We start from the raw sequence: 24,555 nt of genomic DNA, 5'->3' as shown, positions 1-24,555 counted from the left end.
GACGCCGGATAATCCGTTTGGCTGTTTCATTGTTCGGGCCAGTCTTCCGGTACAAGCGCCGGCGGCTTGGTCCAAGGCTGTTCTACCAACGCGTCTTGGAACCACTGCTCGCGAAGGTTCGCGTGCTCGGTGACGATCAACTGGAAGCCAGGTGCGTCTTCCTGTGTGAACTTGAGCAGCAACTCGAACAACCGCTGGACCGCCTTGAGGTCGGCATCGGCTTCCTCTGTACTCTGGACGGAGCCGTCGGCTTCTTTGTAGACCTGCTCCGACGGGAAATAGACTTGGGTCGGCTGATCGATCAGCAAAAAGCGTGGAATCGGCCGGTTGTTCTTGACGGCGAACAAGTGCAGGGCGAGCAATGCAGAGAGGTGGTAGGCCAGATGGTTCTCGCCACCACCAGTTCGGCTCATGGGAACCGGTCGTTCGGGGCGATCGAAGACGATCGTGATGTTGGCCAGGTCGAATCGCGCCGGATAGGCTCTGAACTCGGCTTCGAACTTCTGAATATATTGCGATACCTGCGTCGAGATGATGTTTAGTATCGAATTGAGCCGGTCGTTGCTGTCGTCCGCGCCAACACGCTTTTCCAGATCCTCAACCTTCAGCTTGAGGCGGCGATGTTCCGCCTCAAGCCTAGCAAGTTCTTCGTTCGGAGCGAGGTTTTCCAGGAATAGGCTGATGCGACCGACGACACGTGCGGCCGCATTGTTACGAGTGCCCATCTGAGCGATGACGTCATTTGCCGCTATCGCTGCGGAAAGTTCGGCTTCCTTCTCTTTGATGACACCAGCGATCTCTTGCGCCTTGACATTTAATTCGGTCAGGTAGGCGTCGAGCTTGGGGCGTTGCCCGGTGGCAATGCGTAGCTCGGCATCGAGCGATGCCAGTTCGTCGAGTAGGACCGTGGCGACCGGCGATTCCATCGCCAGGTTTTGTGCACTGAACGGCCACTGCCATTCGCCGGTATCCGGGTTCTTCGGCAGTGCCTTGATCGAAGATAGTCGGTCCAACTGCTCGGTGGCCTCGCTCTCATAGCCGCTGGCGCGTTTGGAAAATTGGCGAGCGGCATCAATCTTCGCTTGTGCTTCCCGACGATCCTTGCGCAATTGGCCCAGTTCTTCTTCGAGACGAGATATCCTGCTCCCGTCGTCTTCGGGAATCTTCTCGGGTTTCCAGCCGAGCGCGGATCGCAGGATTTCGATGATCCCGTTCGCGGTGGTGTCGGCGTCGGTGTCGCCGATTACGCCAACGGCTTTGGCCTCGGAGTAAAGACTAATCGCCTTCTCGTGGGACGTGTCGATGGCATCCCGCGCCTGTTCCAATAATTTTGCATTGAGCCTCAGATCCCGCTGTGCGACGCGCAGCTTAGATTCGAGTTCATACCGATCATGGGAAAAGACCCCGAGCAAGATCGGTAGCGTGTCACGGATCGCCTGCGGCTGAAACTGCTCGTTCTGGCGATAGAGGAGTTGGTCCTTGTTTGCAACCAGCCCTTGCTTCTGGAACAGGTAATAAAACGTGTGCTTGACGTTGGCGTCGTAACTGTCTCTGCTGTTTTCCAGAGGGACATCGGTGCGGTTCTCGGGAATTCCGAGCAGGCGTGAGAGCAAAGTAACAACGGCATCGTCATCTGAATTGACGGCCAATTCTTCGAACGATGGGGCCTGCAATTCAGTACCCCGACGCAACATCGCGGTGCTGCAACTTGCTCCGCCTTCGGGCGGCGTTGGCTTTGCGACTAGGACCTGCTCGTGTTCGAACTGGTAGATGACGGCGAACCACGCCACCTTGTCGCGAATAATGCCCTCCGGGACATTGAATGAGGACCGCCCCATACAGTATTCGACGATCTCGGAAAGCGCAGATTTGCCGGTGGAAGAACGCCCGGTGATGACGTTGAGACCGTCCACCCGGAATTGCAGATCCCTGCGTTGCCCGTCATGGCTGTAGATGTGGATGGACTTGATCTTCATGGGCGAATTCCGAAAGTCGTATATACGGTCACTCGGTCAGCGATGCGGGCGAATTCCTTCCCGACGATGCGTGCCACGCGCTGGCAGGATTTCGTTTCGTCGGTTCCCGTTATTGTTTTCCGAACCTTGTCGGGGACAGTTTGGAGCCGCCCGTCAGGCGCGACGACGATGCAGCCTCTCTCCATCAACAAGCCGAAGCCCTCGAACGCATAAGGCAGCATGGCCGTGACTCTGCTGGCGAAGCCTACCTGCACCTGGGGATTCTTTTCGATACTCTTCAACAGGTAGCTTCGAGGATTAATTGCTTCGCGCGAGTCTTTGTGCAGGCACAGTGGCAGTACGAGTAAGGAGAGCGAGAAGGGCAAACCTCGGGCGTCTTCTTCCTCATAACCCTGCATGGCACGGAATAGGATGAGGCCGCAGAAGGCCGGATTGAACAAGTTCCGTATCTCGAAAGGGCGCTGGTCCCAGCGTTTCATTTGGCGACCTCCAGCAACTGACCAACGCGGTCGAGGAATCGGGGATGCCAGTAGACCCTGGGTTCAGGAGCGGCATCGGCCAGAATATGGAAAGAGCCGCGGGTGACATAGGGTTCGGTTACGCGCGCCCGGATACGCAGCGATTCGTAGTTCCCAGTCTGCTGATCTGCCCACGTGTAAAGCTCCCTGCCGGCTCGCAGCAACACATCCTCGGCACTGTTTTCGTCAAGTTCCTCGAACACAACGTCCTTGTAGCGGCTCCATTCATCGACGAGGCGGTCTTCGTAGTCCTCGATCTCTCCCGAAACCAGCAGGTTTTCGCGCGCCCACTCTGATCGTTGTTCAAACGCCCTGTAGTAGTCCAAGATCGCGTTGCGGATACGGTTAGAGGAAACACCGACCTGCCGGAGTTGCACCACAAAGGTCCGAGGGTCGTTGTCAGTGTCAATCTCGCCGGCCGGCGTCTTGCCGCGGAATGTGATGGGCAGGTTGTCCAGTTTATATTCTTCGGATAGCGCGGAGAACTTGTCGGATACCTCGTAGCCGAAAATTCCATTGTCCCTACTGCCAGTCAATTGCTTGATGACGGCGTCGTTCCACCATCCCTCCAATCGCTCAAAGACAGCATTCCGATGCTCGCGCCGAACGCTCCGCATGTGCATGTCTTTGATGGTCTGCGGAATGTCCTCGATGCGGGGGCTGCCGTCGAGAATCAGAATACGGGCCAGGAAGTCCTCTTTCTCGGAGCGGGTAAGTTCGTTAAATGCCTCCGCGATCTCCCCGATCAGCTCCGACCTTGATCTGCTGAGCGCTTCTTCCGCCTGTTCAGCAAGCGTCATCGCTTCGTCGTCTGTGCTGAGTTGGACCGGCAAGAATCTTTTCAGGAATGAGGAGTCCGAAACCGTGCCCGTTGTAAATAGAAAGAAGCGAAGGTTCGATGCGCTGCGCCCGTCGTGCTTGTATCGTACCAACCAGATGCGGACGGATTTCCAGAAGTCGGTCGACAGGTCGGTCAGACGGTCGCCGGCGGCCTTGTGTTTTAACGATGCGAGGGATTTGCTGCCGTCGCTGTCCACGAAGTCCAGGTCGTCGTCCTTCTCCAGGAAGACGGCTGTATCTTCTGGTAGCTGCAGTAACTGAAGCAGAGCGAGGCGTGCTTGATAGATGTACCCCAGTCCCTGCTCGCCTGCTGAGAACTTGTCTGTGGTTGCCACGGCGATACCCCAAGCCCTTTTGCAATGTTGTAATGACGGCAGAGCTCCCGAGTGGCCTAGCACGGAGAGGGCGCGGTTACCGACGCGCCCTGTTGATCTCTGATTCTTTCCCCGCGGCTACGACGGTTGATGTAATTCGTGCCTGCCTTTCCGTACCGATAGTACCAAATCCCGATAGCGTAGCTACCTTGATCGATTACTTCACCTCTAGCGCTTCTGAAAACAGCACGCGATCGATACCCCAGTAATCGAGCAAGCAGAAAAGCATACTGCGAAGTTCGATACTGGCGGCGTCGTGAAACGCAAATGCCCTTGACATGGCCATCTGCTCGAACTCCTTAGCAACTGCAAATAGAGTTTTGGCCACCTCATTTTTTGAGAAGAACTCTCCCAAGATGGCCGTGTTCAACTGAGCCAACTGCTTCTCAACACTTGCTCTTACTTGTCGAGAGATGGCGGGGCCGTCGCTCGCATGTTCTTCAACCAGCCCCATTGCAACATTGAGGACTTTCTTCAGGCCAGTGCTGCCTCTAGCCCCATACGTGAAGCCGTCTTTGATGAGTACGCTTCGCTCGGACTGCTCATGAAACGAGAGTTCCTTCATGCAATAGTCCACTGCAATGGCGATGAACGAACACACCAAGTACAGGCACCGAAGTGCCGTTTCACGCTGATTGCCTTTGGTGATGGACTGCTCGGCGAAGAACTTGCCTTGTCCAAGCCATTCGTTGCAGCTATCGAACGAAAGCGATTTCGCAAGCAGGCTCTTTGAAAGAGCGATACGTCCTCGCCAATCGCCATCTAATTTGTTCAATGAATATTCATTGATTTTTGCGAAGAAATCTTCATCCGAGATCCGCGTTCCGTTGGGATCGTCCGACTTGGCAAGCTTGCTTAGAAAGGTTCCATCTAGAACGAGTATGCCGAGGTCACGCCCGAAGTCTTTAACTTCTTGGCGTTTCTCCGTTGTGGCGACAATTGCATTTGTGGCTTTGGTGGCGATACGAAGGCCCTGTACCCAAAAGATTCGTTCTATGGCTTGCGGCGTCTTCTTGTTTTTTGCGTCCACCAAAGTGACTTCACGGGATACTGACGACGTGCGGCTGTACAGCCATAGGTCAATATCGGTCACGTCAAAGCTTTCGTACACAAACGGGACACCGCGCACAACGTAGTAGCCGGCTTTGAGGAAATAGCTGCGCAGCAACTCCTCCATCATGGGGCCCTTGGACAAACTGTTTGTGTTCTTGCTCACAGTCCACCTCCGGTACGGAGGATGGACAGCATGTCGTTCGTTGCTTTCGGACTCATCTTGGTTTGTGTCCTCCGGACCTTCTCACGGTTGTGCTCGGGGCCGTTGAACGTGGTGACAGCAGCGGTTGGTAGTGCGTTGAGCGAGTGCTCGCTGACATCACCCTGTCGAATCGCCTGAAGGGCAAGCTCGCCAACTTCCGTTTTCAATAGGCGGAGCATGGGGCCGGTGCGCCCCTTCTTGGTCCCTTGCTTAACTTCGACCACCCCTTTCAGTTCAAGCACCTTGTAGTCTTCTGCGATTGCTCGTACCGGCCCCACGCTTTCCCCTCGCACAAGCGCGCTCAACAGAGCGTCGACCATTTGAATCTGTCCGCGAGCATAGTTGCTCTTGGTCATGCCATAGGTCACTGAGCTGACGAAGGCTTTGGCGAGGTCAAAGGCATCATCGACCATCGAGTTGCTGTACTTGGAGAACGCAGACGGCAACGTGAGGAAGCCGACATCTTCGGTAGAGTTGCTAACTACACTGATGTCGAACAGGCCGATGGCCACCACCTTTTGAAAGAGCGCATCACCAAGGAACTGTTTTGCATAATCTGCGGTGACACATGCTCGCTTACGCAGCATCTCCGTCAGTTCATTGAGCTTTGTCTGTTCCGCTGGTTTGAGTGAATCGAGGACGGTTTTGATTTTCTGGGTCGTATCGCGGCGGAACAGATTGCCGTTGAATAGCAGTGTATCGCTGCCGCCAAGTTTCTCGGTATCGACAAAGCCGATCTGTTCTGCGTCTGACAGCAATTGGCTAAGGTTCGCCGAACCTAGCTTGTAGGTGTCAGCCAGATCTTGGGCCACCTCGTTGGCAAACACCGGGGCCACGGAGGCACGCTCTGCGAGCGCGATCGAAGCAACTTCGTTCGCGCTAGGTGAGAGGGCATCGAAAAGCTCGGACGTGCGCTCCAGTGCGGTGACGGTTGTGACGCCAAGCACGGCGATTCCCCCGGAGGCTGTATCAACGAGCTTCTGTTGTTGCAATACCTCCACGAGTTTCGGAAGTTCAAACGTCGTGTTGATGTTGGCGGCCTGCGCCAATACATTCAGTCTGTCGTTGTTGACGGTGCTCTGCTTGTTGGCAGATATCGCCGACAGCAATATCCCAGCTTTTCCGGCCAAATAGGTCTTTTCGTAGCCGACCTGATTGGTAACTCCCTGAAGCTTGTTGGTATGGTGGATCAACCACGATCCTTTGGTTTTCTTGTCCATGTTTCCCCGTTCCATCCATCAGTGTTCTGTGTCGAGCAACCCTCGATTCTTCATCAGGCAGCGAGGGGTGTCGTTACTACGTGTCGTGCGTGAGTAATGATTTATATGCAAAACAGCTAAAAGCTACAGAAACCAGCAGGTTTTACCTAGGTAAATTGTGCCACGAACCAGGGTCTCTGCGCTTTTGACTTGAGCGTCTCCCGGCTGTGCCGGGCCGCGCTGTCGTGCTCCGCATCGAGCCTCGCTGCGCGAGTCTCGCCCCCTTCGGGCTTCCATCGCTGACGCCTTCGGCCCGGCTCCCTGAGCCGGGCCTGCGCGCTTCGCTTGCGTGGGGTCTGCGCCAACTGCGGCCGGTTGCCTGTCCAGCAGTCTTCCCTGACTTCATCCCCTTGTCCGCGACTGTAGCCCGCGGCCGGGCGCCGTCAAGGCGCGCAGGGCCGTGTCCTCGGCTGCGCCTGCGGGCCGCACCAACCCTGCGCTTCTTCCCTTGACGGCCCCCGTCCGCGCGCTCCTGACCGTCGCGGGCGATGAACTCAGGAAAGACGGTGGCAACGAGGCCGGCCCAGGTCTCCGCGCCGACCCCACCGGAAAAGCCGAAAGGCGGGCTCCGAATCTAGGAATCCGGTGGTGGTTTTTCGACAGTCAACCCTTTGCAGGAGAACGACCATGCAACTCGCATCCCGCTTCGCTTCCCGTTCGCCGGTGCTGCGTTCGGAATATCCCTTGTCGGACGACCAAATTCGCGCCGTAGCGCCGTCCATCTTCGCGGACGCGCCGCACGAAAGCCGTTCGGAACGGTACAGCTACATCCCCACCGCGACCGTGCTGCAAGAACTGCGCGGGGAAGGTTTCGAGCCATTCATGGTGTGCCAGACCCGCGTGCGTAACGACGACCGCCGCGAATACACCAAGCACATGATCCGGCTGCGTCACGCCAGCCAGATCAACGGCCGTGAGGCAAACGAAATCATCCTGCTGAACTCGCACGACGGCACGAGCAGCTATCAGATGCTGGCCGGCATGTTCCGGTTCGTATGCAGCAACGGCCTTGTTTGCGGTGACACCGTGGCGGATGTGCGCGTACCCCACAAGGGCAATGTAGCGGCGCAAGTCATCGAAGGCGCTTACGAAGTCCTGCACGGCTTCGACCGGGCGCAGGCATCCCGTGACGCCATGCAGACCATCACGCTGGACGCCGGGGAATCGGAGGTGTTCGCCCGCGCCGCACTAGCGTTGAAGTACGACGACGCCACGCCCGCGCCCATCACGGAATCGCAAATCTTGATGCCACGCCGTCACGACGACGACCGTCGCGACTTGTGGAGCGTGTTCAACCGCACGCAAGAAAACCTCATCAAAGGCGGCCTGTCCGTCCGCGCCGCGAATGGTCGTCGCCAGACGACACGTCCGGTGCAGGGCATCGACAACGGCATCCGCCTAAATCGGGCCTTGTGGTTGCTGGCCGATGGCCTGCGTCAGTTGAAAGCCTGAACCCCACGCGGAGGGGCTTCCAATATCTCGGCCCCTCCATTCCTTCCGCTGTTGTTCCGCTCACGAATGGAGTTATCACCATGAACGCCGTAACCAAAACCGAAACCGTCGCCCTCGAAGCTGCCGCACCGCTGGAAGTGGCCGACCCGACCAAGAACCTGATTCTGGTTCCGCTGTCGCAGTTGTTGCCACGCCGCTCCAAGCGCAACGTTCGCACGACTCCGCGCCAGTCCATCCCCGAACTGGCCGCGAGCATTGCCCGCGTCGGCCTGTTGCAAAACCTCATTGTTATCCTCGCCGCCGATGGTGAGCAGTACGAAGTCGTCGCGGGCGACCGCCGCCTGACCGCATTGAAGCTGTTGGCGAAGAAGAAGCGCATTGCCGCCGATTACGAAGTGCCGTGCCTGTTGGTGGCCGATGCGTCCGCCCGTACTGTGAGCCTCGCCGAGAACGTGCAGCGCGAGGCCATGCATCCCGCCGACCAGTTCGCGGCCTTCGCCGCGCTGGTCAAGGAAGGTCGCCCCATCGAGGACATTGCCGCCGACTTCGGCGTGTCCCCGCTGGTGGTGCAGCGCCGCTTGAAGCTGGCGAACGTCTCGCCACGCCTGCTGACCGACTATCGCGGCGGAGTCGCCACGCTGGAACAGTTGATGGCCTTGACCATCACCGACGATCACGCCGCGCAGGAAGCCGCCTTCTACGGTGCGCCGGAATGGCAGCGCAGCCCGTCGGCATTGCGCGAGCGCCTGACCGAGCGTGAAATCACCGCCACGCATCCGCTGGTGCGTTTCGTCGGGTTGGACGCGTACACAAAGGCAGGCGGCGGCATCCGCCGCGACCTGTTCGCGGAAGGCGATACCGGAACCTACCTAACCGATGCCGCGCTGCTGGAAACACTGGTGCGCGACAAGCTGGATGCGCAGGCCGAGGCCGTGCGTGCCGAGGGCTGGGCATGGGTCGAAGCCGTGACTCAGTTGAGCCATGCCGACCGGCAGACGTTCCAGAACGCGCCGCGCCGGCGTCGCGAGCCGACCATCCGCGAAGCCCGCCGCATAGCGTCCCTGCAAACCTGCCTCGACAAGCTCGACGCCGAACTGGAGGAAGCCTACGACGCCGAGGACGAGGACAAGACCGAGGCGCTGGAACCGCGCCGCGAGCAGGTGGCCGAAGAACTGCAAGCCATCGAAGAAGGCTTGCGCGACTACGCCCCCGACGTGCGCGCCGTGGCCGGTGCCATCGTCACGCTCGACCGCGAGGGCGAAGCCGTGATTCATCGCGGCCTGTTGCGCGAAGCCGAAGCGAAGGCGCTGCGGACGCTGGAAAAGCTGCGGCAGGGTTTCACCGCAGGCGAAGGCGCGAATGATGAAGAAAGCGACGACACCGAAGAAGCGCCCAAGTCTGCGAGCCTGTCCGATCGGCTGGCGCAGCGGTTGAGCGCGCACCGCACGGCGGCGCTGCAAATCGAAGTTGCCCGGCATCCGCACATCGCACTGGCCGCGCTGGTGCATGGCGTGGTGCGGGCCGTCTTGCAGCATGGATACCACAGCAATGGCTTACCGCTTGCCGTGCGCCTGACCGTGCAAGACCGGTTGGAAGGTATGGCCCCCGACGTGTCGGAATCGCCTGCCGCGGTGGCGCTGCGCGAGCTGCAGGAAGTCGCAGGCGAAGCGTTGCCGGAGGACAGCGCCGAACTGTTCGCCGTACTGTTGGAGACGTCGCAAGTTGAACTGGTGCGCCTGCTGGCCGTGTGCGTGGCATCCACCGTGGACGTGGTGACGCCTCGCGCCACGCAGCATCAGCCCGGTGCGGAATTGGCGCGCGCTGTCGGCTTGGACATGGCCGCATGGTGGAAGCCGACCGCCGAGGGCTATTTCCGCCACATCGCCAAGCCCGCGATTCTGGATGCCGTCAGCCAGTACGCCCCGGCGCACGTCACCCGCCTGTCGAAGTTGAAGAAGGGCGACATTGCCAGGGAAGCGGAACGGCTGGCGGATGGCACCGGCTGGATGCCTGCCGTGTTCCAGACTGAGCACCACACGGAGCCGGAAGGCATACCGGACGCGGTGAACGAAGCCGATGTGCTGGAAGATGCCACCGACGAGGTGGAGGCCCACGCGCTGGCCACGTGACCTGGCAGCATGACCCCGGCGCATTGCGCCGGAGTTTTCTTTCATCCCGAACCGGGCGTGGCAGGTTTGCCGCGCCCGGTTTCAACGTCCACCCCAAAACCGCCGCGTCGCCACCTTCGGCCAGGTGGCGACGGCGCCGGCGCGCAAGTGCCTTGCACGCGGCACAGCAAATCGGTGCCCGCTGGCGCGGGCAAGATTTTCGATGACGCCCCGCCGCAATGGACGGGGCTTGTGCGGGGCTACGCCCCGGCTAGCTGCGACAGGTTGTGCCAAAACGTGCCGTCCTCGACGCTAGCGGTTCGCCTGTTCGTCACGAAGGGCGGTTCACCGACACGCCGTTTGGCCTTGCCTACGGAGCTTCAACGCCGCGCTTCACGCACGAGGCCGCCTGCGGCGGCAGGGGCATTCTCGTCGTTGTCGTTGTCGTTGGTGTTGGCCTTGCCCGCGCCAGGGTGCGAGCCGGTGCAGCCGTCATGCGCGGATGCCGAGGTCGGCCACATCTCCTTTTGGGACCGGGCGGCCACTGCGTCCTTGGCTTGTCGTGAATCCTGGCGAGGGCACGGCTGCGCCTTGGGCTTCATGGCCGCAACCTTCCAGCGCAAACAATTTCCCCGCCGCTGCGCGGCTTCCTCGCGAGACAAATTCTTTTCGCCTCCAGGTTCTCCTCTGCGTTTCGACCGCAAGCGGTGCGGCCCGCCCATCTCCCGCCGGCCGGTTCACAACAAGGACGCGATGGGCGCGACCTTGTTCAACCCGAAAGGAGAAAACATCATGGCTAACATCGGCACCTTCACCGCAGAGAAAGACGGCTTCACCGGCACGCTCCGCACCCTGACGCTCAACGTCAAGGTTAAGCTGGTTCCTAACGACAAGGGCGACAGCGAGAACGCCCCCGACTTCCACGTGCAGGCGGGCCACGACATCGGCGCGGCGTGGAAGAAAGTCAGCAAGGCCGAACGGCCCTACGTGTCCGTGACCCTGGACGATCCTTCGTTCCCGGCAACGGTCTACGCCCGCCTGATCGAGAACGAGAGCGGCACGCACGACCTGATCTGGTCGCGCAGCAAGCCGCAGCAGGCGGACTGACCGCCGCCCACCGCGCCCCGCCCATTACGGCGGGGCGCTTCTAAGATGCAGCGCCTGGAGATTTGGATTCTCCTTGAATGACCTCAACCGTCACGAACATTGAGATTTGGGGTGTTCCTCCTTGCGATGCGGTGGACTGAATATCATGCGCAGGGAAGAAGGTCGCTACATCGCGGTAAGTGGCGTCGATCAACCGAAATAAAGCAGAGAACGACATCGTGAGTCCACGAAGTCGCATGCCATTGCTGTCGTCTGACAGAGCTACGAGGATTGGGCCGTCGCCGGTTTGACCTGCAGCGATTTGCGAATGCATATGTTCCTGTTGCCGCCGAAATGCATTCAAAGATTGCATCTCATCGTCCAATGCAAGAACGTATGCCGACTGCACTTCTCCTTTGCTTGCCAAGGCTCTGATGCACGCTACCGCTTTTTCAAGCGACGTGATGCAATCCTCCATCGCGAATGGAAAATCAAACATGGGCAACTGCCGGCCTTTTGCCATTTCAGCTGAGGAGCGGTTGCCTTCGTTGATTTGCGCAAGAATTAGTGACCGTGCTTCGTTGTAGTGGCGAGCCGTCTTTACAAGGCAATGTACCAACCAAGAACGCCATTTTCTTTTTTCGACCGATACATCCGGCTCGGGCATGAAGATGCTCACAAGCATGGCATGCGAGCGAAGACCTTCAATATTCAAATTGAGCGGGGGCATGCTGCAATGTGTTGGGAGAGCCATTTGGTGCAATCTCAGGTTTGCTTGGGGCCAAGTTGCCATCATCGGCTTTCGATTTACGACGCGGAAGCTATTTCCTTTAGCTCCCGCTGAACCTGGGCCAGAAGCTCATCGACATTGTGCTGGCTGTTTCCTGCATACGCCAGCGTAAGTAGCGTCAGCGGATGCACTTCCATGACCTCGCACAGCTCGGTCAGCTTGTGCATGGTCGGGCTTTTCTGGTCGCGCTCCAGCGAACTCAAATAGGTACGGCTGGACACGTCGGAGAACGCTTCCTGACTCAAGCCGCGCGCTTTCCTGACCGTCCGTATCGCCGTCGCCAAAGAGGGTTTCGCTGCCACCTATGGTTTCCCCTAGAAAACCAAGATGACATCTCATTGCACCCTATAGGGCTACAATCTATAGTGTTCATTTGGCGATGTTGATTTCCGTATTCGTGCCTTTACGGAAATCCGCATCGGCGGATTCCGACGGAATCGGAGAGCCGCGTCTGTGCCTTTCCAGACATACATGATTCCGCTTCCGTGTTTCCCTGCCTGTACGGATTCGATGAATTGCACATCCGTGTTTGCGCACGAAACCAGCTTCGCGGTTCCGTACTTCGGCACAAAAGTGTGTTCGTGCATCCTCGGCTTTGAGGGGTTCCTGGCCATGACTCAGCCGCTGACCACCGCAGACGAACGCACGCAACTGCTCGCCAACGGCACGGCACGCGCGGCCGGTCAGGACATCGATCCGTTGCCGATCGTGCGGCTGTTCACGCCGGACGCGCACGCAACCTGGCTGCTGGCCGCGCTCGACCCCGCCGACGGCGATACCGCGTGGGGATTGATCGACCTCGGCATCGGGATGCCGGCATTGGGGACGGTCAAGCTGTCCGATCTGGCCGGTATTGTCGGGCCGCAGCAGCGCCCCATCATGCGTGACCTGTATTTCCATGCGGCGCGGCCGCTATCAGAGTACGTCCAGCTCGCGCAACGCGATGGTTCCATCCCCGATTGACCTCGGCGTATTATGTCTTTTCCGGTCTAATATCAGACGAATACGGTCTCGATCAGTACTCTTGCACCAGGCGAGTGGGGTCCTGACTAAAAAAGACAGGATGCGCGATACGGATTGCGGCAGGGTGTCCGATGCTGCACGCCGTTTCCGCGCGGCGCAGCCGTCGCACTTGGACAATGCGTGTAAGGCTTCGGAGCGAATCGGTCTTGACATCCCTCGTTACAGCTTGAGTTTACGCCGTCCTTGATGGCGCTTTGATGATGTTGATGCCGTAGTTCTCGCGTCCGACGCCCGTGGCGACGTTCCTGTTCCACAGGAGGTCGCGTCATGACTGATCGAAGCGCCGATGCCTGGTATCCCACTGCTGCGTACCTGTACGTGCTGCATCTCGACGGCCCCGCGCTGGCCTGGGAGTACCTGCGCCGCCATCCCGACTACCGGCGCGACTGGCTGCGCCGTCGCCGCCAGCCGGAGGCGGCGCACGCCTGGGGACTGCGCCTGCTGGAAGACCCGGCGCTGGATGCGCGCGACGCGAACCCGGTCTGGTTTCCCGACCCTGACGCCGTGCTCCAGCTCTACCCGGATGCCGACCCACCGCCGGAGGCGGACGCCTTCGAGTTCTGGCGCGTTCCCGGCCACAAGCACCTGATCCACGACGGCAAGCGTTTGGTGCTGGTGTCGCGCTGGCCCGGCTGCTGCGTGCGGCTCGCACTCGCACCGGGTCTGGCCGACGGCATGGCCTACCTCTACGCCATCCGCGCGCGCGCCGCGCCTTGCGCGAGCTACCGCACGATCACGTCCGAGCTGGACAAGCTGGCAACGGTGGACGCCGCGGCCGCGCCTGCGGCAGTGGCGCGCTCGCGGCCAACACCGGCCGCGCTGCTGGAACTGCACACCTTGCAGGCGCTCGACGCGACCCTCGCGGGCGCGTCCTTGCGCGAAACGGCCGAAGGGCTGTTTGGCGCCGAGGCCGTGGCCGCCGGCTGGTACGCCGACGGCGGCCTGCGCTCGCGCGTGCGCCGCCTCGTGCGGCGCGGCCAATCGCTGATGCGCGGCGACTACCGCTGCCTTGCACAGCTCGAATGACCTGCGCAGGGTCGTTTTGTCTGTGCTGCAAATCGACCCTCTGCGCAACGCATCGCTTTCCCAAGACTGCCTCCATCCGGTTGCGTTGTGTGGCCGGGCGTTCCTGACCGATGGAGGTTCACCCGATGCGTCCCGCTCCCTTGCGGCCTGCTGCCGCTGCTGTCGCCACGACTGCGCAACCCCAACGCTACCTCACCAACGACGAAGCCGCCGAGTACCTGCGGCTGTCGCCGCGCACGCTCGAAAAGCAGCGCGTGATCGGCAACGGGCCGAAGTTCCGCAAGTTCGGTCGGCGCGTGATGTACGCGGTGGCCGATCTCGATGCCTGGGCCGACCAGCGCAGCTACGAAACCACGTCCGATCCCGAATACGCCGAACATCACTCGGCGGACAACCGTGCGCGCTGACGGGCGACTCGCCGGTGGCCATCGCCATGCCCAGCCCGTCGGGGGAGCGGAAACAGCTCAATCTGTTCCGCGCCTTGCCGGGCGACATGGTGCCGCGCGACGCCCAGGACTTGATGGCCTTTCCGTTCTTCTCGCTGGCGAAGTCTCGGCGCACCGCGCCGATCGACTTCCGCAGCGGCAACGTCACGATCCGCGTGGAGGGCACGCAGGAGCACGGCATAGCGACCATCTGGGATGCGGACTTGCTGATCTGGGCGGCCTCGCAGATCGTGGAAGCGCGCGACGCGGGCCTACGCCCGTCGCGGCTGATGCAGGCGACGCCCTACGAGATCCTGCGCTTCATCGGACGCGGGGTGTCGCTGCGCGACTACCAGCGCCTCAAGGCCGCGCTCGACCGGCTGCAATCGACCACCGTAGCAACGTCCATCCGCGAGACGACCGGGCGGCGCCTGCATCGCTTCTCGTGGATCAACGAATGGAAGGAGCTGGCCGACGCCCGCGGCACGCCGCTGGGCATCGAGTTGATCCTACCGGACTGGTTCTATGCCGGCGTGCTCGACGCCGCTCTGGTGCTGACCATCGACCCGGCGTATTTCCGGCTGACCGGCGGCATCGAGCGATGGCTGTACCGGCTCGTGCGCAAGCACGGCGGCAAACAGCTCGGTGGCTGGCAATTCGACTTCCGGCATCTGCACAAGAAATCCGGCAGCACGGCGAAGCCCTACGACTTCGCTTGCGACCTGCGCGCGCTGGTGGCGCGGCAGTCGCTGCCTGGCTACGTGCTCGGCATCGAGCGGATGCCGGACGACGGAACCGAATTGCTGACCTTCCGGCCCGTGCCGTTCACGGCACGGGGATAACCCGGGGACAACGTGTGGACGGCCTCGTGCTATCAGGCGTGCCGGGTATCGTGCTATCAGGCGTGCCCCTATCGTGCTATCAGGCGTGCGAAATCGCCGGAAAGCCAATAACGGCGCGGGTTTCGGCGTCCTCTAACTTACCTAACTTAAAAGCTCTAACGTTTGGTAAGAGCGCTCCGCTTCGGTGGACAACCACCCAACGGCACGCAGCGCAACAGCTAAAGCCCGGCTTTCCCACACGGAGGGCCACGCCATGATCGTTGCGCTGCTCAACCAGAAAGGCGGCGTCGGCAAGACCACGCTCGCCACGCATATCGCCGGCGAGTTGGCGATGCGCGGGCAGTCGGTCATCCTGCTGGATGCCGACCCGCAAGGCTCGGCGTTGGACTGGACGCAGCGCAGAAGCCAGCAAGGCTTGCCACGGCTGTTCAGCGTCGTGGGCCTCGCCCGCGAGACGCTGCACCAGGAAGCGCCGGAGCTGGCCCGTCGCGCGAATCACGTCGTCATCGACGGTCCGCCGCGCATCGCCGCCCTGGCGCGCTCCGCGCTGCTGGCGGCCGAGCGCGTGCTGATTCCGGTGCAACCCAGCCCCTACGACTTGTGGGCGTCGTCGGAGATGGTCGCGCTGATTCACGAAGCACAGATGTTCCGGCCTGCGCTGCGCGCGGCCTTCGTCGTCAACCGGCGCGTCAGCACCACCATCATCGGCCGCGAGGCGCGCGGCGCGCTCGCCGAGCAACCGCTGCCAGCGCTGCGCTCGGAAGTGCATCAGCGCATCGTGTTCGCCGACAGCGTGGCCGCTGGCCGGCTTGCACGAGAGACGGCGCTCAACAGCGCCGCCGCGCGCGAGATCACTGCGCTCACCGACGAGTTGTTGCGGTGGTCGACATGACGACTGCGCGTGGCAAACGCATCGGCATCGGCGCACGTCCGCCGGCGAATCCGCACGCCGAGGCGTGGATTCGCCAAGGCGACGCCGATGCGCTCAACAAGGGCGACCTCTACACCGCGCGCCTGACCCTCGACATCACGCCCGCGATGCGGGCGCGCATCAAAGTGTCTGCGTTCACGCAGGGCGTGACGGTGGCCGAACTGCTGCGCGCACTGCTCGAACGCGAGTTCCCGGAGATGACCCCATGAACGCATCCGCTCTGGCGGCCACGACTGCGCCGCCGCCATCACTTGCAGTGTTCGCCGGTCACGCCGGCATTGCGCCGCTGACCCGCGTTTCGCTCGCCCGCATCGAGCAGCGCATCGACGTGTATCTGCGCTTCGGCGAGCCGGCGCGCATCATCCGGCTCGACCGCTGGCGGCGCATCGCCGTGTTCCTGCCCGGCGCCATGTTCTGCCGCATCCGCTGGCACGCCAACGATTACGGCACGATCCGCTGGCGACTCATGGTGATGCAGTCTTGCACGCCACTGGACGCGGCGCAGCGCATCCCCGGCGTACTGCCGGGCGCGCGCCTGCTGCTGCACGCCGAAGGCGAACCCGCCGTGCGCGCCGTGCTGTCGCAGCTCGACGCCATCGAGGCGCAAAGCATCGCGCCCGCCGACGTGTCGCCGACGTACTGGCGCACGCTCGGCAACCGGCTCGCTGCGCGCTTGCCGTTGCCGGCGTACACCGCCGAGCGACACGCGGCTTGGTTGGCCGGGAAGGTACTGCCATGACGACCATTTCCCTGTCCGGCACCGCACCGCATCCTCGCTCGCGCCTGCGCGCACGCCTCGTGCTGGCAGGCCTATCCGCCTGCGGCTTCGCTGCGCTGGCCTTGGCATCCTTCGTGTCGCCGCTGCCGCGCCTGACCTACAACCCGTCCGACAGCGTGGCGGTCGGCTGGTATCGCGTCGATCCGCTCGACCACCGGGCCGGCTCGCTGCCACGTCCGTTGTCCGTGGACAGCATCGTGCTCGTCCCGTTGCCCGCCGAGGCCGCCGCGCTGGCGGCGCAGCGCGGCTATCTGCCGACGCGCGTGCCACTGCTCAAGCGCGTGGGCGCGGTCGCACCGCAGCAGGTGTGCATCGCGGGCGGCATCGTTCGCATCGACGGCGTGCCTTTGGCCGCCGTGCTGCGTGCCGACAGCATGGGTCGTCCGCTGCCATCGTGGCCACAGTGTCGTCGCCTCGAACCGGGCGAGCTGTTCCTGTTGAGCGTGACCAATCCGGCGTCATTCGACAGCCGGTATTTCGGCCCGGTCAGCGCATCCACCGTGCTCGGTGTCGCGCACCCAATCTGGCTGGAGGCACGTCGATGACAGCCGCCGATTCGCCGCGTGGCGTTGTGCATTCGATCGTGCCATCCGGCGTGTCGTTCTTCTGGCCGTCGCCGTGTCGTCGCGCGTGTCGTGCGAGCGCATCCGCGCCGCACGTTGCGCAACATCCGGCGACGCTTTCCTCCGTGCAGGCATCTTGCCTTGAACGCGCCCGGCCTGTGGCCGTGGTCGCGTTCCCCGGCAGGCTGGCCGCTAGCAGCGCAGTGCCGCCGGGCCGCCGACGCCCGGAGCAACAGCGCAGGGCAAAGGCGGAAGGCAAGATAAAAGGTCGCGGCACATCGCCGCTAGAAAACCTTGTCTGCACATGGGGGGAGCGCGGCACGCGCCAGGGAGCGGCAGCGTGCCGCGAAGGTGCGCCATACCGCATCAGCGTTGGCGAAGTTGCGTGCTTCGTCCGCTGGACTGCGCCGGCCTTGGATGGAGCCACGCCATGAGCCAGCGCGACGATGACCGCTTCCGCGTCCGGCCCGGTGCGCCGAAGCAGCGCGGCAATGCCTACGTCAACAAGGTGCTACGACAGACCAACAAGGCAGGCGCGAAGCTCGGCAAGGCGGCGGGCAAGGTCGGCCAGCGACCCGGTTCCCGGCTAGGCCGCGGCCATGTTGCGGCGCGTTTCGCAGGCCGGGGACTTGCAGCCAACGCGCGGCGCGTGACGATCAAGGCCCGGCTGGTCAATCTGGCGAAGGCCGGGGCGCGCTCGACTGCCGCGCACCTGCGCTACATCGAGCGAGAAGGCGTTGATCGTCAAGGCGGGCCGGGCCACGCCTATGGTCCGACGACCGATGATGCTGACCTCGAAGCGTTCAAGGAGCGCGGCGAAGGCGACCGGCACCAGTTCCGGTTCATCGTCTCACCGGAGGATGCCGAACAGCTCGACGACCTGCGCACCTACACCCGGCACCTGATGGCGCGCATGGAGGCCGACCTGGGCACGCGGCTGGAGTGGGTGGCGGTTGATCACTGGAACACCGATAACCCGCACACACATGTCGTCCTGCGCGGCAAAGACAATACGGGCAAAGACCTCATCATTTCCCGCGACTACATCGCCGACGGGATGCGTCGCCGGGCATCCGAGCTGGCGACCGAATGGCTGGGGCCACGCACCGAGCTGGAGATGCAACGCGCCATGCAACGCGAAGTCGAACAAGAACGGTGGACGGGCCTGGATCGCACCTTGCAGCGCGAGGCCAGCGACGATGGCGTGGTGCGCATCGAACGTTTCGTCGAACCACGGCTGCAACGCCAGCGGCAAATGCTGATCGGGCGCCTGCAACGCTTGCAGCGCATGGGCCTGGCGACCGAGCAACAGCCGGGTGCGTGGGCCATCCATGCCGAGGCCGAGCCGACGCTAAGGGCGATGGGCGAGCGCGGCGACATCATCCGCATCATGCAGCGCGCCATGAGCGGCAAACAGCGTGAGCTGGCCGTGTTCGAGCAGGGCAACGACGGCCGCACCCTCATTGGTCGCGTCGTCGGCAAGGGGCTGGCCGACGAGCTGTACGACAAGGGCTATTTGATCGTCGATGGTACGGACGGCAAGGCGCACTACGTTGCGCTGCCGCTGCGGTCAGAGCTGGAGCAGTACCCGACCGGCGCCGTGGTGGAGGTGAAGGGAGTGGCCGATGTGCGCGCCGCCGACCGGAACGTCGCCGCGCTGGCCGTCGATGGCGTGTATCGCACCTATCATCACTTGGCCGTCGTCCAAGGTCAGGCGATGCCCGTCCGCGACCCGCGCGAGGTGGTGGCCGCCCATGTGCGCCGGCTCGAAGCGCTGCGCCGGGCCGGCATCGTGGAGCGCGAGGCCGAAGGAGTGTGGAGTGTGCCCGGTGACCTGGCCGAGCGTGGCCGCCAATACGACATGCAGCGGCTCGGCGGTGGCGTGGCAGCGGAACTGAAATCGCACCTGCCCATCGAGCGGCAGACCCGCGTGATTGGAGCCACTTGGCTCGACCAGCAGTTGATCGGCGGCAGCAGGGGGTTGGGCGATCTGGGCTTTGGGGCCGAGGTCAAGGACGCGCTGCGCCAGCGCGCCGACTTTCTGGTCGAACAGGGGTTGGCTGAGTATCGCGGGCAGCGCGTCGTCCTCGCGCGCAATCTGCTGGCGACGCTGCGTGGGCGCGAGCTGGCGACGGTCGGGCAGGGCATTGCCGTCGAAACCGGCCTGGAACATCGGCCTGTGGCCGAAGGGCAGCGCGTGGCCGGCATCTACCGGCGCAGCATCATGCTGGCCAGCGGGCGCTTCGCTATGCTCGATGACGGGATGGGTTTCTCGCTGGTGCCATGGAAGCCAGTGATCGAACAGCGGTTGGGCCAACAGCTTGCCGCCACCGTGCGCGGCGGCGGCGTGTCATGGGAGATTGGGCGGCAGCGAGGCCCGGCGATTGGCTGATTGAGCATCCACCAAATCTCGAAACCACGAGAGAAGTGCCTCGTCTGCCGAAGTCGATGTTTCGAGTTCGGTCGCCTCCCGTCCGACTTCCTCGACCGACCCGCTCAGCCACGAGGCCAAGCGCCCCGCAGGGCCGCGTCGATCAGCGCGTCCCCGTATTGTTCAGTCAGAGGCAGGCCCAGCAGACGCCTGTAAATCAGCGAGCCGAAAAGCATGTCGATCAGCTGCGCCGGATTGACCGTGGACGCAAACTCGCCCGTCGCCTGTGCGCGCTCAATTTCGGCGATATCGGCTGCCTGCCGAGCTCTGAGGTGATTTTCAAACAGATCGTGCAGAAGGGCGGGATCGCCCTGTCCCTCCGCGATCAGATCGGCCAGAACCTTCCCGAAGAGGCCGTTGAGCCCCTTTATCAAGCGACGCATCGTGGTCCGAAGCGTCTCTTCCGCCGTCGCGGCGGACACGGGAGCTTTCACCGCGACGGCAATCCGCTCATGGAACATGGCCATGATGAGTGCGGCCTTTGAAGGCCACCACTTATAGAGCGTGGGCTTGCCGACGCCGGCCCTCTTAGCCACTGCCTCCATCGTCAGGTCCTTGGCCGGACCCTCCTGTAGGAGCGCAAAAACGGCGTCCATGATTGCAGTATGTGATTCCGCCGCGGCGCCAGGCGGGCGACCCGTCCGGGTTCGTGCAGGCGAATTTTTCTTCATCTACATATCTTACCAGAACGGCACGTAAAGGAAATTCTTGACTTTTTAATTTAACGTGACGTATCGTTAAATTAAATGGGAGGTACTCATGAAAAACGACATCAGCACCACAGCCCCCAAAACGGGTCTCACGACGCTCGACCCGAGCGCCGGCCACGTCACGACGATCAACACCTACACGGTCACACCCGAGCGCGCAGAGGAGGTGCTGACCTATCTCGTGCATTCCGCAGAGGAGACCGTTCGCCATGTGCCGGGGTTCCTGTCCTTCAACTTCCACCTGAGCCTCGATCGCACGCAGATCGTCAATTACGGCCAGTGGGAAAGCCGCGAAGCGGTCATGGCCGCACGCGAAAACCCCAAGGTCAAAGCGCTCATGGCTGAGACAGTAAAGGTCGCGGGCAGCTCGAACTCGGTGCCGTACGTGCTCCGCAAGTCGGTGCCGGCTGCGGGCAAATAACGCTGCCCCAACACAGCAATATTCAACGCCCCCAAAAGGACGCGGTCATGACGAACGACACTCCAAAATTCTGATTACGGCCGCCGGCGGCAAAGTCGGCCAGCATGTTGCCAAGCGGCTCTCTGACAAAGGCGTGACGGCGCGCGCCGGATTCCACGGTCAAGACAAGGCTGCTGCGCCTCGACCACGCGGCATCGAGGGCGTGGTCCTCGACTTTGAAACCCCAAAGACCGTGGCCGCCGCCTTCAAGGGAATCGACACGCGGTTCCTCGTCACGCCAGGCTCGCCCTACGCGGCGCGGCAGGAAGAACGGCTTCTTGCCGAGGCAAAAAAGGTCGGCGTCGGCCGACTCGTTAAGCTGTCCGGCAAAATCGCCGAGCACCACCCTGTCGGTTCGGCGTATGGGAATACGGAAGCCGAGCGCCAGATCAAGAGCAGCGGCATTCCCTATGCGCCGCGCCTGTACCTCAAATGCGTTGCCATCGGCATGTCGGTATGGCGCGCACGGCAATCGCGCCTCGTCGCGACTTATGGGTCGGCGCGCTGGGCCGATCCCGTGATATTCGCAAGGCTGGCCTTACACAACCCGTTGGCGTACTTCTAGGCCTGGACGACGGGCAGTACCTGCGCCACGAAGGCCCGGAACACGTTCTGACTTTTGCGCTCACGCGATCGGGGAAAGGCGTTGGCCTAGCGATCCCCATGCTGTTGAGCTGGCCAACGTCCGCCATCATCCACGATATCAAGGGCGAGAACTGGGCCATCACCGCGGGCTGGCACTCGCGCTTTTCGCATTGCCTGCTGTTCAACCCGACCGACGCGAAGTCGGCTGCATACAACCCGCTGCTCGAAGTCTGGCGCGGCGCGCATGAATTACGCGATGTGCGGAACATCGCGGACATTCTCGTTGATCCCGAAGGTTCCTCGTCAGACGACGGCTACTCGCGCTAGCTCAAAGTCGAAAAGGCAGCCGGTGTGAAATCAGCGATCTGATCGGAGCACCCTTGCCGAATCTTCTCAAACCATGCAGGGTCCTGCAGCAATGGACGTCCGACCGCGACCAGATCGAACTCGTCGCGTTCCAGGCGTGCGACAAGCCCGTTCAGCGATACGGCGCTGGCGCTTTTTCCTGCAAAGGATTCATAGACGTCTCCGCTTAGCCCGACGGAGCCGACTGTGATCGATGTGACGCCCACGAGCTTCTTGGCCCAGCCAGCCAGATTGAGCTGGTCGTCAAACTCGGGAAAGGCTGGCTGCCAGAATGTCGGCTGGGAGAGGTGAAATGCATCGGCACCGGCGTCGACGAGCACGCCGAGCCACCGTTCGAGCATCTGTGGCGTACTAGCGAGCCGCGCGCTGAAGTCCTTCGGCTTCCACTGCGAGAGGCGCAGAATGACCGGAAATCCGGGGCTCACTACCGAACGGATTGCCTTCAGGATCTCGATCGCAAAGCGGGAGCGCTCGATGAGCGTCGCGCCGCCATACGGGTCGCCGCGCAGGTTGAAGTCTTCCGAGAAAAACTGATTGATCAGGTAGCCATGCGCACCGTGTAGTTCGACGCCATCAAAACCCAGTCGCTCCGCATCGGCTGCTGCGCGTGCGAAAGCGTTAATGGTGTCGGCCACGTCGATCTCGCTCATTGCCTGTCCGATGGACTCACCTGTGACCGAAAGGCCCGAAGGACTCTCATAGGGGGCTGGCGGTATCCAGTCCGGTGCAGCATTCGAGCGCTTCCCGCCTACGTGCCAAAGTTGCGGGGCAATGCGTCCTCCAGCGGCATGTACCTCGTCTACCACTTTCTTCCAGCCTGCAAGCGCTGCTTCGCCGTGGAAGATGGGGATATGAGGTTCGTTGAGTGCAGCAGGTCGGGCGACTCCAGTCCCCTCTGTGATGATGAGGCCGACGCCGCGTTCCGCGCGGCGGCGATAATACGCAGCGACCTCGGCGGTCGGCACCCCGTTTGGAGAAAAGGACCGCGTCATCGGAGCCATGACGACGCGATTAGGCAGATCGAGGGCGTTTAGCCGGTAGGGGCTGAACAGGATGTCAAGATTGGGCATCAGATTCCTTGGGATCAGAAAGGGTTGTCTGGTTACAGCGCGTCGATCCACGCGGTAATCGCGTTGTTGACGCCTTCCTTGTGGTCCAGCATGATCCAGTGTCCCGCGTCGGCCCAGGCTTCGACTTTCGATTTCGGATGCGGGAACCACGCACCCATGTGCGCTGCTTGAGCTTCATCGAGACACAGGTGGTAGAAGGGAACAGTCAGGCCGCGGCAGAATTTTGCGCTCGCTTCGCCCAGGCCCACCTGTTCAGATCCGAAGAAAAGCGGCCCGAACGATTCACGAACGACGTGCGATGGCATCCCCTGGACGCGTCTTGCGTGCCAGCGCTTGTATGCAGGATCGGTCAATGGGCCATAGACGCTTTGGAATAGGGCTGAGACCACCGTGCCCGGGTCTCCGAAATTTAGCGCTTCTGTTGTCTTGGCGAAGACCTGCACGGCATCACCCGAAAAACCGAGCGCACCATCGACGGATACCACGGCGCTAACGAGATCTGGTCGCCTGGCGGCGAGACGGGCGGCGATCTGACCGCCCATGGAATGGCCGACAATGATGAACTTCTCGCCGGGATAGCGGATCGATATCAATGCCTCGACATCGTCAACGTAATTGTCGGGCATGTACGCACCCGACGGCATGACCTCAGATCTGCCATGTCCGCGCAGGTCGACAGCAATGACGCGATACCTGCTCTCGAACAATGGCAGTTGCCAGCTCCAGTCGTGGGAATCGCACGTCCAGCCGTGGAGAAACATCACGTTCTTGCCTGTACCAGCCTCCGTTGCAAAGAGCTTTGCCGTCGGTCGACTTGTTAAGCGCATGCCGCTCAACGGGAGCGTCGTAGCCTTTCCACTGCTGACAGTGCGATTTGACCCGTTATGTGGAAACGGGGCGCGCTGATTTTTCTCCATCGCTTTGTATTTCCCTGATGCCCTCCGCTCGCCGGCTGATCATCTGCGTCAGCAGCGTGAGCCACGGTCGAACGTCGAACGGTTAGTCGTGGCATTCATGGTATACATCGGATATCTACGGTCAATTACGCACCTGAGAGTGCGTAGATATACGGAGGGATATCGGCATGACGTGCCAGGTGGATACAGTGTTCTTCGCCGACTGTGCCGCGCGCTCTTTCTTCGATCAGGTGGCCAACAAATGGTCAGTCATGATCCTCACGCTGCTTGCCGAGAAACCGACACGCTTCAACGAAATAAGACGAAGGCTGGAAGGAATTACGCACAAGGCGCTCACGCAAGCCTTACGGCGGCTGGAGCGAAATGGACTGATCGCCCGGAAAGTGCTCGATACTTCTCCGGTGGCCGTCGAATATTCGATCACCGAACTCGGGCGTACGCTGCAGGTTCCGTTCGGTGCGGTGTATGAATGGTCGATCAAGCATTTGCATGAAATCGAGCAGGCACAGGAAGCCTACGACGAGCGGCACCAAGCCTGATAGGAAGAGCAGGCTACGACCACTTCTTAGCGAACCTCTGCGACGGTCAATCGCCTTGCCACACGAAGCAGGCCAGTGCGTATCACGCAGTGGAGAGCTCTATTAGAGAAGGGGGATGCGGCCAAGTCTGCCATTGCAATGCACGATCATGGTCGCAAAGAGGCGCTGGTCTTCAGCGGGAAAATTATCCTCCACTTACGATGCGCCGGCCGGATGGCTTGCTTGGGAACC

General features: G+C 61.7%; 25 protein-coding genes and 2 pseudogenes. 16 read left to right on the top strand and 11 right to left on the bottom strand.

Going from position 1 to position 24,555, the window contains the following annotated elements; genetic code table 11:
- Nucleotides 1-26 precede the first annotated feature (26 nt).
- From ACTJLC_RS11280 to ACTJLC_RS11260, 5 genes are all read right to left on the bottom strand, one after another.
- Nucleotides 27-1,976, bottom strand: coding sequence for a DUF3732 domain-containing protein (locus ACTJLC_RS11280; protein WP_440843969.1), 1,950 nt, complete (start codon nt 1,974-1,976; stop codon nt 27-29).
- Nucleotides 1,973-2,455 carry a three component ABC system middle component gene (locus ACTJLC_RS11275; protein WP_440843967.1) on the bottom strand — a complete coding sequence of 161 codons (483 nt, stop codon included), beginning with the start codon at nt 2,453-2,455 and terminating at the stop codon, nt 1,973-1,975. Before ACTJLC_RS11275 ends, ACTJLC_RS11280 begins: the two co-directional genes overlap by 4 nt.
- Nucleotides 2,452-3,669: an ABC-three component system protein gene (locus tag ACTJLC_RS11270; RefSeq protein ID WP_440843965.1), complete on the bottom strand. Its 1,218-nt coding sequence runs from the start codon at nt 3,667-3,669 to the stop codon at nt 2,452-2,454. The genes ACTJLC_RS11275 and ACTJLC_RS11270 overlap by 4 nt, the downstream gene beginning before the upstream one ends.
- Before the next feature lie 196 nt (nt 3,670-3,865).
- A complete protein-coding gene (locus tag ACTJLC_RS11265) occupies nt 3,866-4,924 on the bottom strand; it encodes a hypothetical protein (protein WP_440843963.1) in 1,059 nt (352 codons plus the stop codon).
- Nucleotides 4,921-6,183, bottom strand: coding sequence for a hypothetical protein (locus ACTJLC_RS11260; protein WP_440843961.1), 1,263 nt, complete (start codon nt 6,181-6,183; stop codon nt 4,921-4,923). The genes ACTJLC_RS11265 and ACTJLC_RS11260 overlap by 4 nt, the downstream gene beginning before the upstream one ends.
- A 666-nt stretch (nt 6,184-6,849) precedes the next feature.
- Here ACTJLC_RS11260 and ACTJLC_RS11255 point away from each other — a divergent pair.
- Nucleotides 6,850-7,674, top strand: a complete 825-nt coding sequence (locus ACTJLC_RS11255; RefSeq protein WP_440843959.1) for a DUF932 domain-containing protein — start codon at nt 6,850-6,852, stop codon at nt 7,672-7,674.
- A gap of 80 nt (nt 7,675-7,754) precedes the next feature.
- On the top strand, nt 7,755-9,803 hold the full coding sequence (locus ACTJLC_RS11250; RefSeq protein WP_440843957.1) for a ParB N-terminal domain-containing protein: 2,049 nt from the start codon (nt 7,755-7,757) through the stop codon (nt 9,801-9,803).
- A gap of 359 nt (nt 9,804-10,162) precedes the next feature.
- Here the strand turns inward: ACTJLC_RS11250 and ACTJLC_RS11245 are convergent, their stop codons facing one another.
- Nucleotides 10,163-10,384 carry a hypothetical protein gene (locus ACTJLC_RS11245; protein WP_440843955.1) on the bottom strand — a complete coding sequence of 74 codons (222 nt, stop codon included), beginning with the start codon at nt 10,382-10,384 and terminating at the stop codon, nt 10,163-10,165.
- 190 nt (nt 10,385-10,574) lie between these two features.
- Here ACTJLC_RS11245 and ACTJLC_RS11240 point away from each other — a divergent pair, with 190 nt between their 5' ends.
- Nucleotides 10,575-10,889 (top strand): DUF736 domain-containing protein, encoded by a 315-nt coding sequence (locus tag ACTJLC_RS11240; protein ID WP_440844042.1) that lies wholly within the window; start codon nt 10,575-10,577, stop codon nt 10,887-10,889.
- A gap of 40 nt (nt 10,890-10,929) precedes the next feature.
- On the opposite strand, the gene ACTJLC_RS11235 is transcribed toward ACTJLC_RS11240, so the two are convergent.
- Together ACTJLC_RS11235 and ACTJLC_RS11230 are read right to left on the bottom strand one after the other, a co-directional pair.
- Nucleotides 10,930-11,598, bottom strand: coding sequence for a hypothetical protein (locus ACTJLC_RS11235; RefSeq protein ID WP_440843953.1), 669 nt, complete (start codon nt 11,596-11,598; stop codon nt 10,930-10,932).
- A 77-nt stretch (nt 11,599-11,675) separates the two neighbouring features.
- Complete coding sequence (locus tag ACTJLC_RS11230) at nt 11,676-11,960, bottom strand: helix-turn-helix domain-containing protein (protein WP_440843951.1); 285 nt, start codon at nt 11,958-11,960, stop codon at nt 11,676-11,678.
- Nucleotides 11,961-12,270: 310 nt separating this feature from the next.
- Between ACTJLC_RS11230 and ACTJLC_RS11225 the strand changes: the two genes are divergently transcribed.
- The 9 genes from ACTJLC_RS11225 to ACTJLC_RS11185 all read left to right on the top strand — a co-directional run bounded on the left by ACTJLC_RS11225 (nt 12,271) and on the right by ACTJLC_RS11185 (nt 19,638).
- Complete coding sequence (locus tag ACTJLC_RS11225; protein WP_440844040.1) at nt 12,271-12,621, top strand: DUF2958 domain-containing protein; 351 nt, start codon at nt 12,271-12,273, stop codon at nt 12,619-12,621.
- Nucleotides 12,622-12,948: 327 nt separating this feature from the next.
- On the top strand, nt 12,949-13,707 hold the full coding sequence (locus tag ACTJLC_RS11220; RefSeq protein ID WP_440843949.1) for a DUF7011 domain-containing protein: 759 nt from the start codon (nt 12,949-12,951) through the stop codon (nt 13,705-13,707).
- Between the two features lie 125 nt (nt 13,708-13,832).
- Nucleotides 13,833-14,114, top strand: a complete 282-nt coding sequence (locus ACTJLC_RS11215; protein WP_440843947.1) for a helix-turn-helix transcriptional regulator — start codon at nt 13,833-13,835, stop codon at nt 14,112-14,114.
- Nucleotides 14,115-14,140: 26 nt separating this feature from the next.
- A complete protein-coding gene (locus tag ACTJLC_RS11210) occupies nt 14,141-14,974 on the top strand; it encodes a replication initiator protein A (RefSeq protein ID WP_440844038.1) in 834 nt (277 codons plus the stop codon).
- Between the two features lie 253 nt (nt 14,975-15,227).
- Nucleotides 15,228-15,866, top strand: a complete 639-nt coding sequence (gene parA / locus ACTJLC_RS11205) for a ParA family partition ATPase (RefSeq protein ID WP_440843945.1) — start codon at nt 15,228-15,230, stop codon at nt 15,864-15,866.
- Complete coding sequence (locus tag ACTJLC_RS11200; protein WP_440844036.1) at nt 15,863-16,114, top strand: chromosome partitioning protein ParB; 252 nt, start codon at nt 15,863-15,865, stop codon at nt 16,112-16,114. The genes parA and ACTJLC_RS11200 overlap by 4 nt, the downstream gene beginning before the upstream one ends.
- Nucleotides 16,111-16,644 carry a DUF2840 domain-containing protein gene (locus tag ACTJLC_RS11195; RefSeq protein ID WP_440843943.1) on the top strand — a complete coding sequence of 178 codons (534 nt, stop codon included), beginning with the start codon at nt 16,111-16,113 and terminating at the stop codon, nt 16,642-16,644. Before ACTJLC_RS11200 ends, ACTJLC_RS11195 begins: the two co-directional genes overlap by 4 nt.
- Nucleotides 16,641-17,228 (top strand): S26 family signal peptidase, encoded by a 588-nt coding sequence (locus ACTJLC_RS11190; protein ID WP_440843941.1) that lies wholly within the window; start codon nt 16,641-16,643, stop codon nt 17,226-17,228. Before ACTJLC_RS11195 ends, ACTJLC_RS11190 begins: the two co-directional genes overlap by 4 nt.
- A 448-nt stretch (nt 17,229-17,676) precedes the next feature.
- Complete coding sequence (locus tag ACTJLC_RS11185; protein ID WP_440843939.1) at nt 17,677-19,638, top strand: DUF3363 domain-containing protein; 1,962 nt, start codon at nt 17,677-17,679, stop codon at nt 19,636-19,638.
- A 104-nt stretch (nt 19,639-19,742) separates the two neighbouring features.
- Here ACTJLC_RS11185 and ACTJLC_RS11180 read toward each other — a convergent pair whose 3' ends face one another.
- Complete coding sequence (locus ACTJLC_RS11180; protein WP_440843937.1) at nt 19,743-20,348, bottom strand: TetR/AcrR family transcriptional regulator; 606 nt, start codon at nt 20,346-20,348, stop codon at nt 19,743-19,745.
- Between the two features lie 88 nt (nt 20,349-20,436).
- Here ACTJLC_RS11180 and ACTJLC_RS11175 point away from each other — a divergent pair, with 88 nt between their 5' ends.
- The 3 genes and pseudogenes from ACTJLC_RS11175 to ACTJLC_RS11165 all read left to right on the top strand — a co-directional run.
- Entirely contained in the window at nt 20,437-20,808 is a 372-nt protein-coding gene (locus tag ACTJLC_RS11175) for an antibiotic biosynthesis monooxygenase family protein (protein WP_175705395.1), read from the top strand.
- Nucleotides 20,795-21,247: pseudogene (locus ACTJLC_RS11170) on the top strand (NAD(P)H-binding protein); the annotation flags it as partial. The gene ACTJLC_RS11175 and the pseudogene ACTJLC_RS11170, both read left to right, overlap by 14 nt.
- 36 nt (nt 21,248-21,283) lie before the next feature.
- Nucleotides 21,284-21,732 (top strand): annotated as a pseudogene (locus ACTJLC_RS11165) (type IV secretory system conjugative DNA transfer family protein); the annotation flags it as partial.
- A gap of 23 nt (nt 21,733-21,755) precedes the next feature.
- Here ACTJLC_RS11165 and ACTJLC_RS11160 read toward each other — a convergent pair.
- Both ACTJLC_RS11160 and ACTJLC_RS11155 read right to left on the bottom strand, forming a co-directional pair.
- On the bottom strand, nt 21,756-22,868 hold the full coding sequence (locus tag ACTJLC_RS11160; RefSeq protein WP_175705394.1) for an NADH:flavin oxidoreductase: 1,113 nt from the start codon (nt 22,866-22,868) through the stop codon (nt 21,756-21,758).
- A 32-nt stretch (nt 22,869-22,900) separates the two neighbouring features.
- Complete coding sequence (locus tag ACTJLC_RS11155) at nt 22,901-23,785, bottom strand: alpha/beta fold hydrolase (RefSeq protein ID WP_440843934.1); 885 nt, start codon at nt 23,783-23,785, stop codon at nt 22,901-22,903.
- Nucleotides 23,786-23,973: 188 nt separating this feature from the next.
- Between ACTJLC_RS11155 and ACTJLC_RS11150 the strand changes: the two genes are divergently transcribed.
- Nucleotides 23,974-24,324 carry a winged helix-turn-helix transcriptional regulator gene (locus ACTJLC_RS11150; protein ID WP_440843932.1) on the top strand — a complete coding sequence of 117 codons (351 nt, stop codon included), beginning with the start codon at nt 23,974-23,976 and terminating at the stop codon, nt 24,322-24,324.
- Nucleotides 24,325-24,555 lie beyond the last annotated feature (231 nt).

The sequence above is a fragment of the Paraburkholderia sp. 22099 genome, from assembly GCF_052045835.1.
Classification (GTDB): Bacteria; Pseudomonadota; Gammaproteobacteria; order Burkholderiales; family Burkholderiaceae; genus Paraburkholderia; species Paraburkholderia terricola.
Note: the sequence above shows the minus strand (reverse complement) of the source record. Positions and strands in the feature narration are given on the sequence as shown.

Excerpts from the sequence above, each read along its gene's own strand:
- ACTJLC_RS11260 (WP_440843961.1), bottom strand. The coding sequence starts at position 6,183 with ATGGACAAGAAAACCAAAGGATCGTGGTTGATCCACCATACCAACAAG.
- ACTJLC_RS11180 (WP_440843937.1), bottom strand. The coding sequence starts at position 20,348 with ATGAAGAAAAATTCGCCTGCACGAACCCGGACGGGTCGCCCGCCTGGC.
- ACTJLC_RS11280 (WP_440843969.1), bottom strand. The coding sequence starts at position 1,976 with ATGAAGATCAAGTCCATCCACATCTACAGCCATGACGGGCAACGCAGG.
- ACTJLC_RS11255 (WP_440843959.1), top strand. The coding sequence starts at position 6,850 with ATGCAACTCGCATCCCGCTTCGCTTCCCGTTCGCCGGTGCTGCGTTCG.
- ACTJLC_RS11155 (WP_440843934.1), bottom strand. The coding sequence starts at position 23,785 with ATGGAGAAAAATCAGCGCGCCCCGTTTCCACATAACGGGTCAAATCGC.
- parA (WP_440843945.1), top strand. The coding sequence starts at position 15,228 with ATGATCGTTGCGCTGCTCAACCAGAAAGGCGGCGTCGGCAAGACCACG.
- ACTJLC_RS11200 (WP_440844036.1), top strand. The coding sequence starts at position 15,863 with ATGACGACTGCGCGTGGCAAACGCATCGGCATCGGCGCACGTCCGCCG.
- ACTJLC_RS11175 (WP_175705395.1), top strand. The coding sequence starts at position 20,437 with ATGAAAAACGACATCAGCACCACAGCCCCCAAAACGGGTCTCACGACG.
- ACTJLC_RS11250 (WP_440843957.1), top strand. The coding sequence starts at position 7,755 with ATGAACGCCGTAACCAAAACCGAAACCGTCGCCCTCGAAGCTGCCGCA.
- ACTJLC_RS11275 (WP_440843967.1), bottom strand. The coding sequence starts at position 2,455 with ATGAAACGCTGGGACCAGCGCCCTTTCGAGATACGGAACTTGTTCAAT.
- ACTJLC_RS11235 (WP_440843953.1), bottom strand. The coding sequence starts at position 11,598 with ATGCCCCCGCTCAATTTGAATATTGAAGGTCTTCGCTCGCATGCCATG.
- ACTJLC_RS11215 (WP_440843947.1), top strand. The coding sequence starts at position 13,833 with ATGCGTCCCGCTCCCTTGCGGCCTGCTGCCGCTGCTGTCGCCACGACT.
- ACTJLC_RS11245 (WP_440843955.1), bottom strand. The coding sequence starts at position 10,384 with ATGAAGCCCAAGGCGCAGCCGTGCCCTCGCCAGGATTCACGACAAGCC.
- ACTJLC_RS11185 (WP_440843939.1), top strand. The coding sequence starts at position 17,677 with ATGAGCCAGCGCGACGATGACCGCTTCCGCGTCCGGCCCGGTGCGCCG.
- ACTJLC_RS11240 (WP_440844042.1), top strand. The coding sequence starts at position 10,575 with ATGGCTAACATCGGCACCTTCACCGCAGAGAAAGACGGCTTCACCGGC.
- ACTJLC_RS11210 (WP_440844038.1), top strand. The coding sequence starts at position 14,141 with ATGCCCAGCCCGTCGGGGGAGCGGAAACAGCTCAATCTGTTCCGCGCC.
- ACTJLC_RS11160 (WP_175705394.1), bottom strand. The coding sequence starts at position 22,868 with ATGCCCAATCTTGACATCCTGTTCAGCCCCTACCGGCTAAACGCCCTC.
- ACTJLC_RS11195 (WP_440843943.1), top strand. The coding sequence starts at position 16,111 with ATGAACGCATCCGCTCTGGCGGCCACGACTGCGCCGCCGCCATCACTT.
- ACTJLC_RS11225 (WP_440844040.1), top strand. The coding sequence starts at position 12,271 with ATGACTCAGCCGCTGACCACCGCAGACGAACGCACGCAACTGCTCGCC.
- ACTJLC_RS11190 (WP_440843941.1), top strand. The coding sequence starts at position 16,641 with ATGACGACCATTTCCCTGTCCGGCACCGCACCGCATCCTCGCTCGCGC.
- ACTJLC_RS11220 (WP_440843949.1), top strand. The coding sequence starts at position 12,949 with ATGACTGATCGAAGCGCCGATGCCTGGTATCCCACTGCTGCGTACCTG.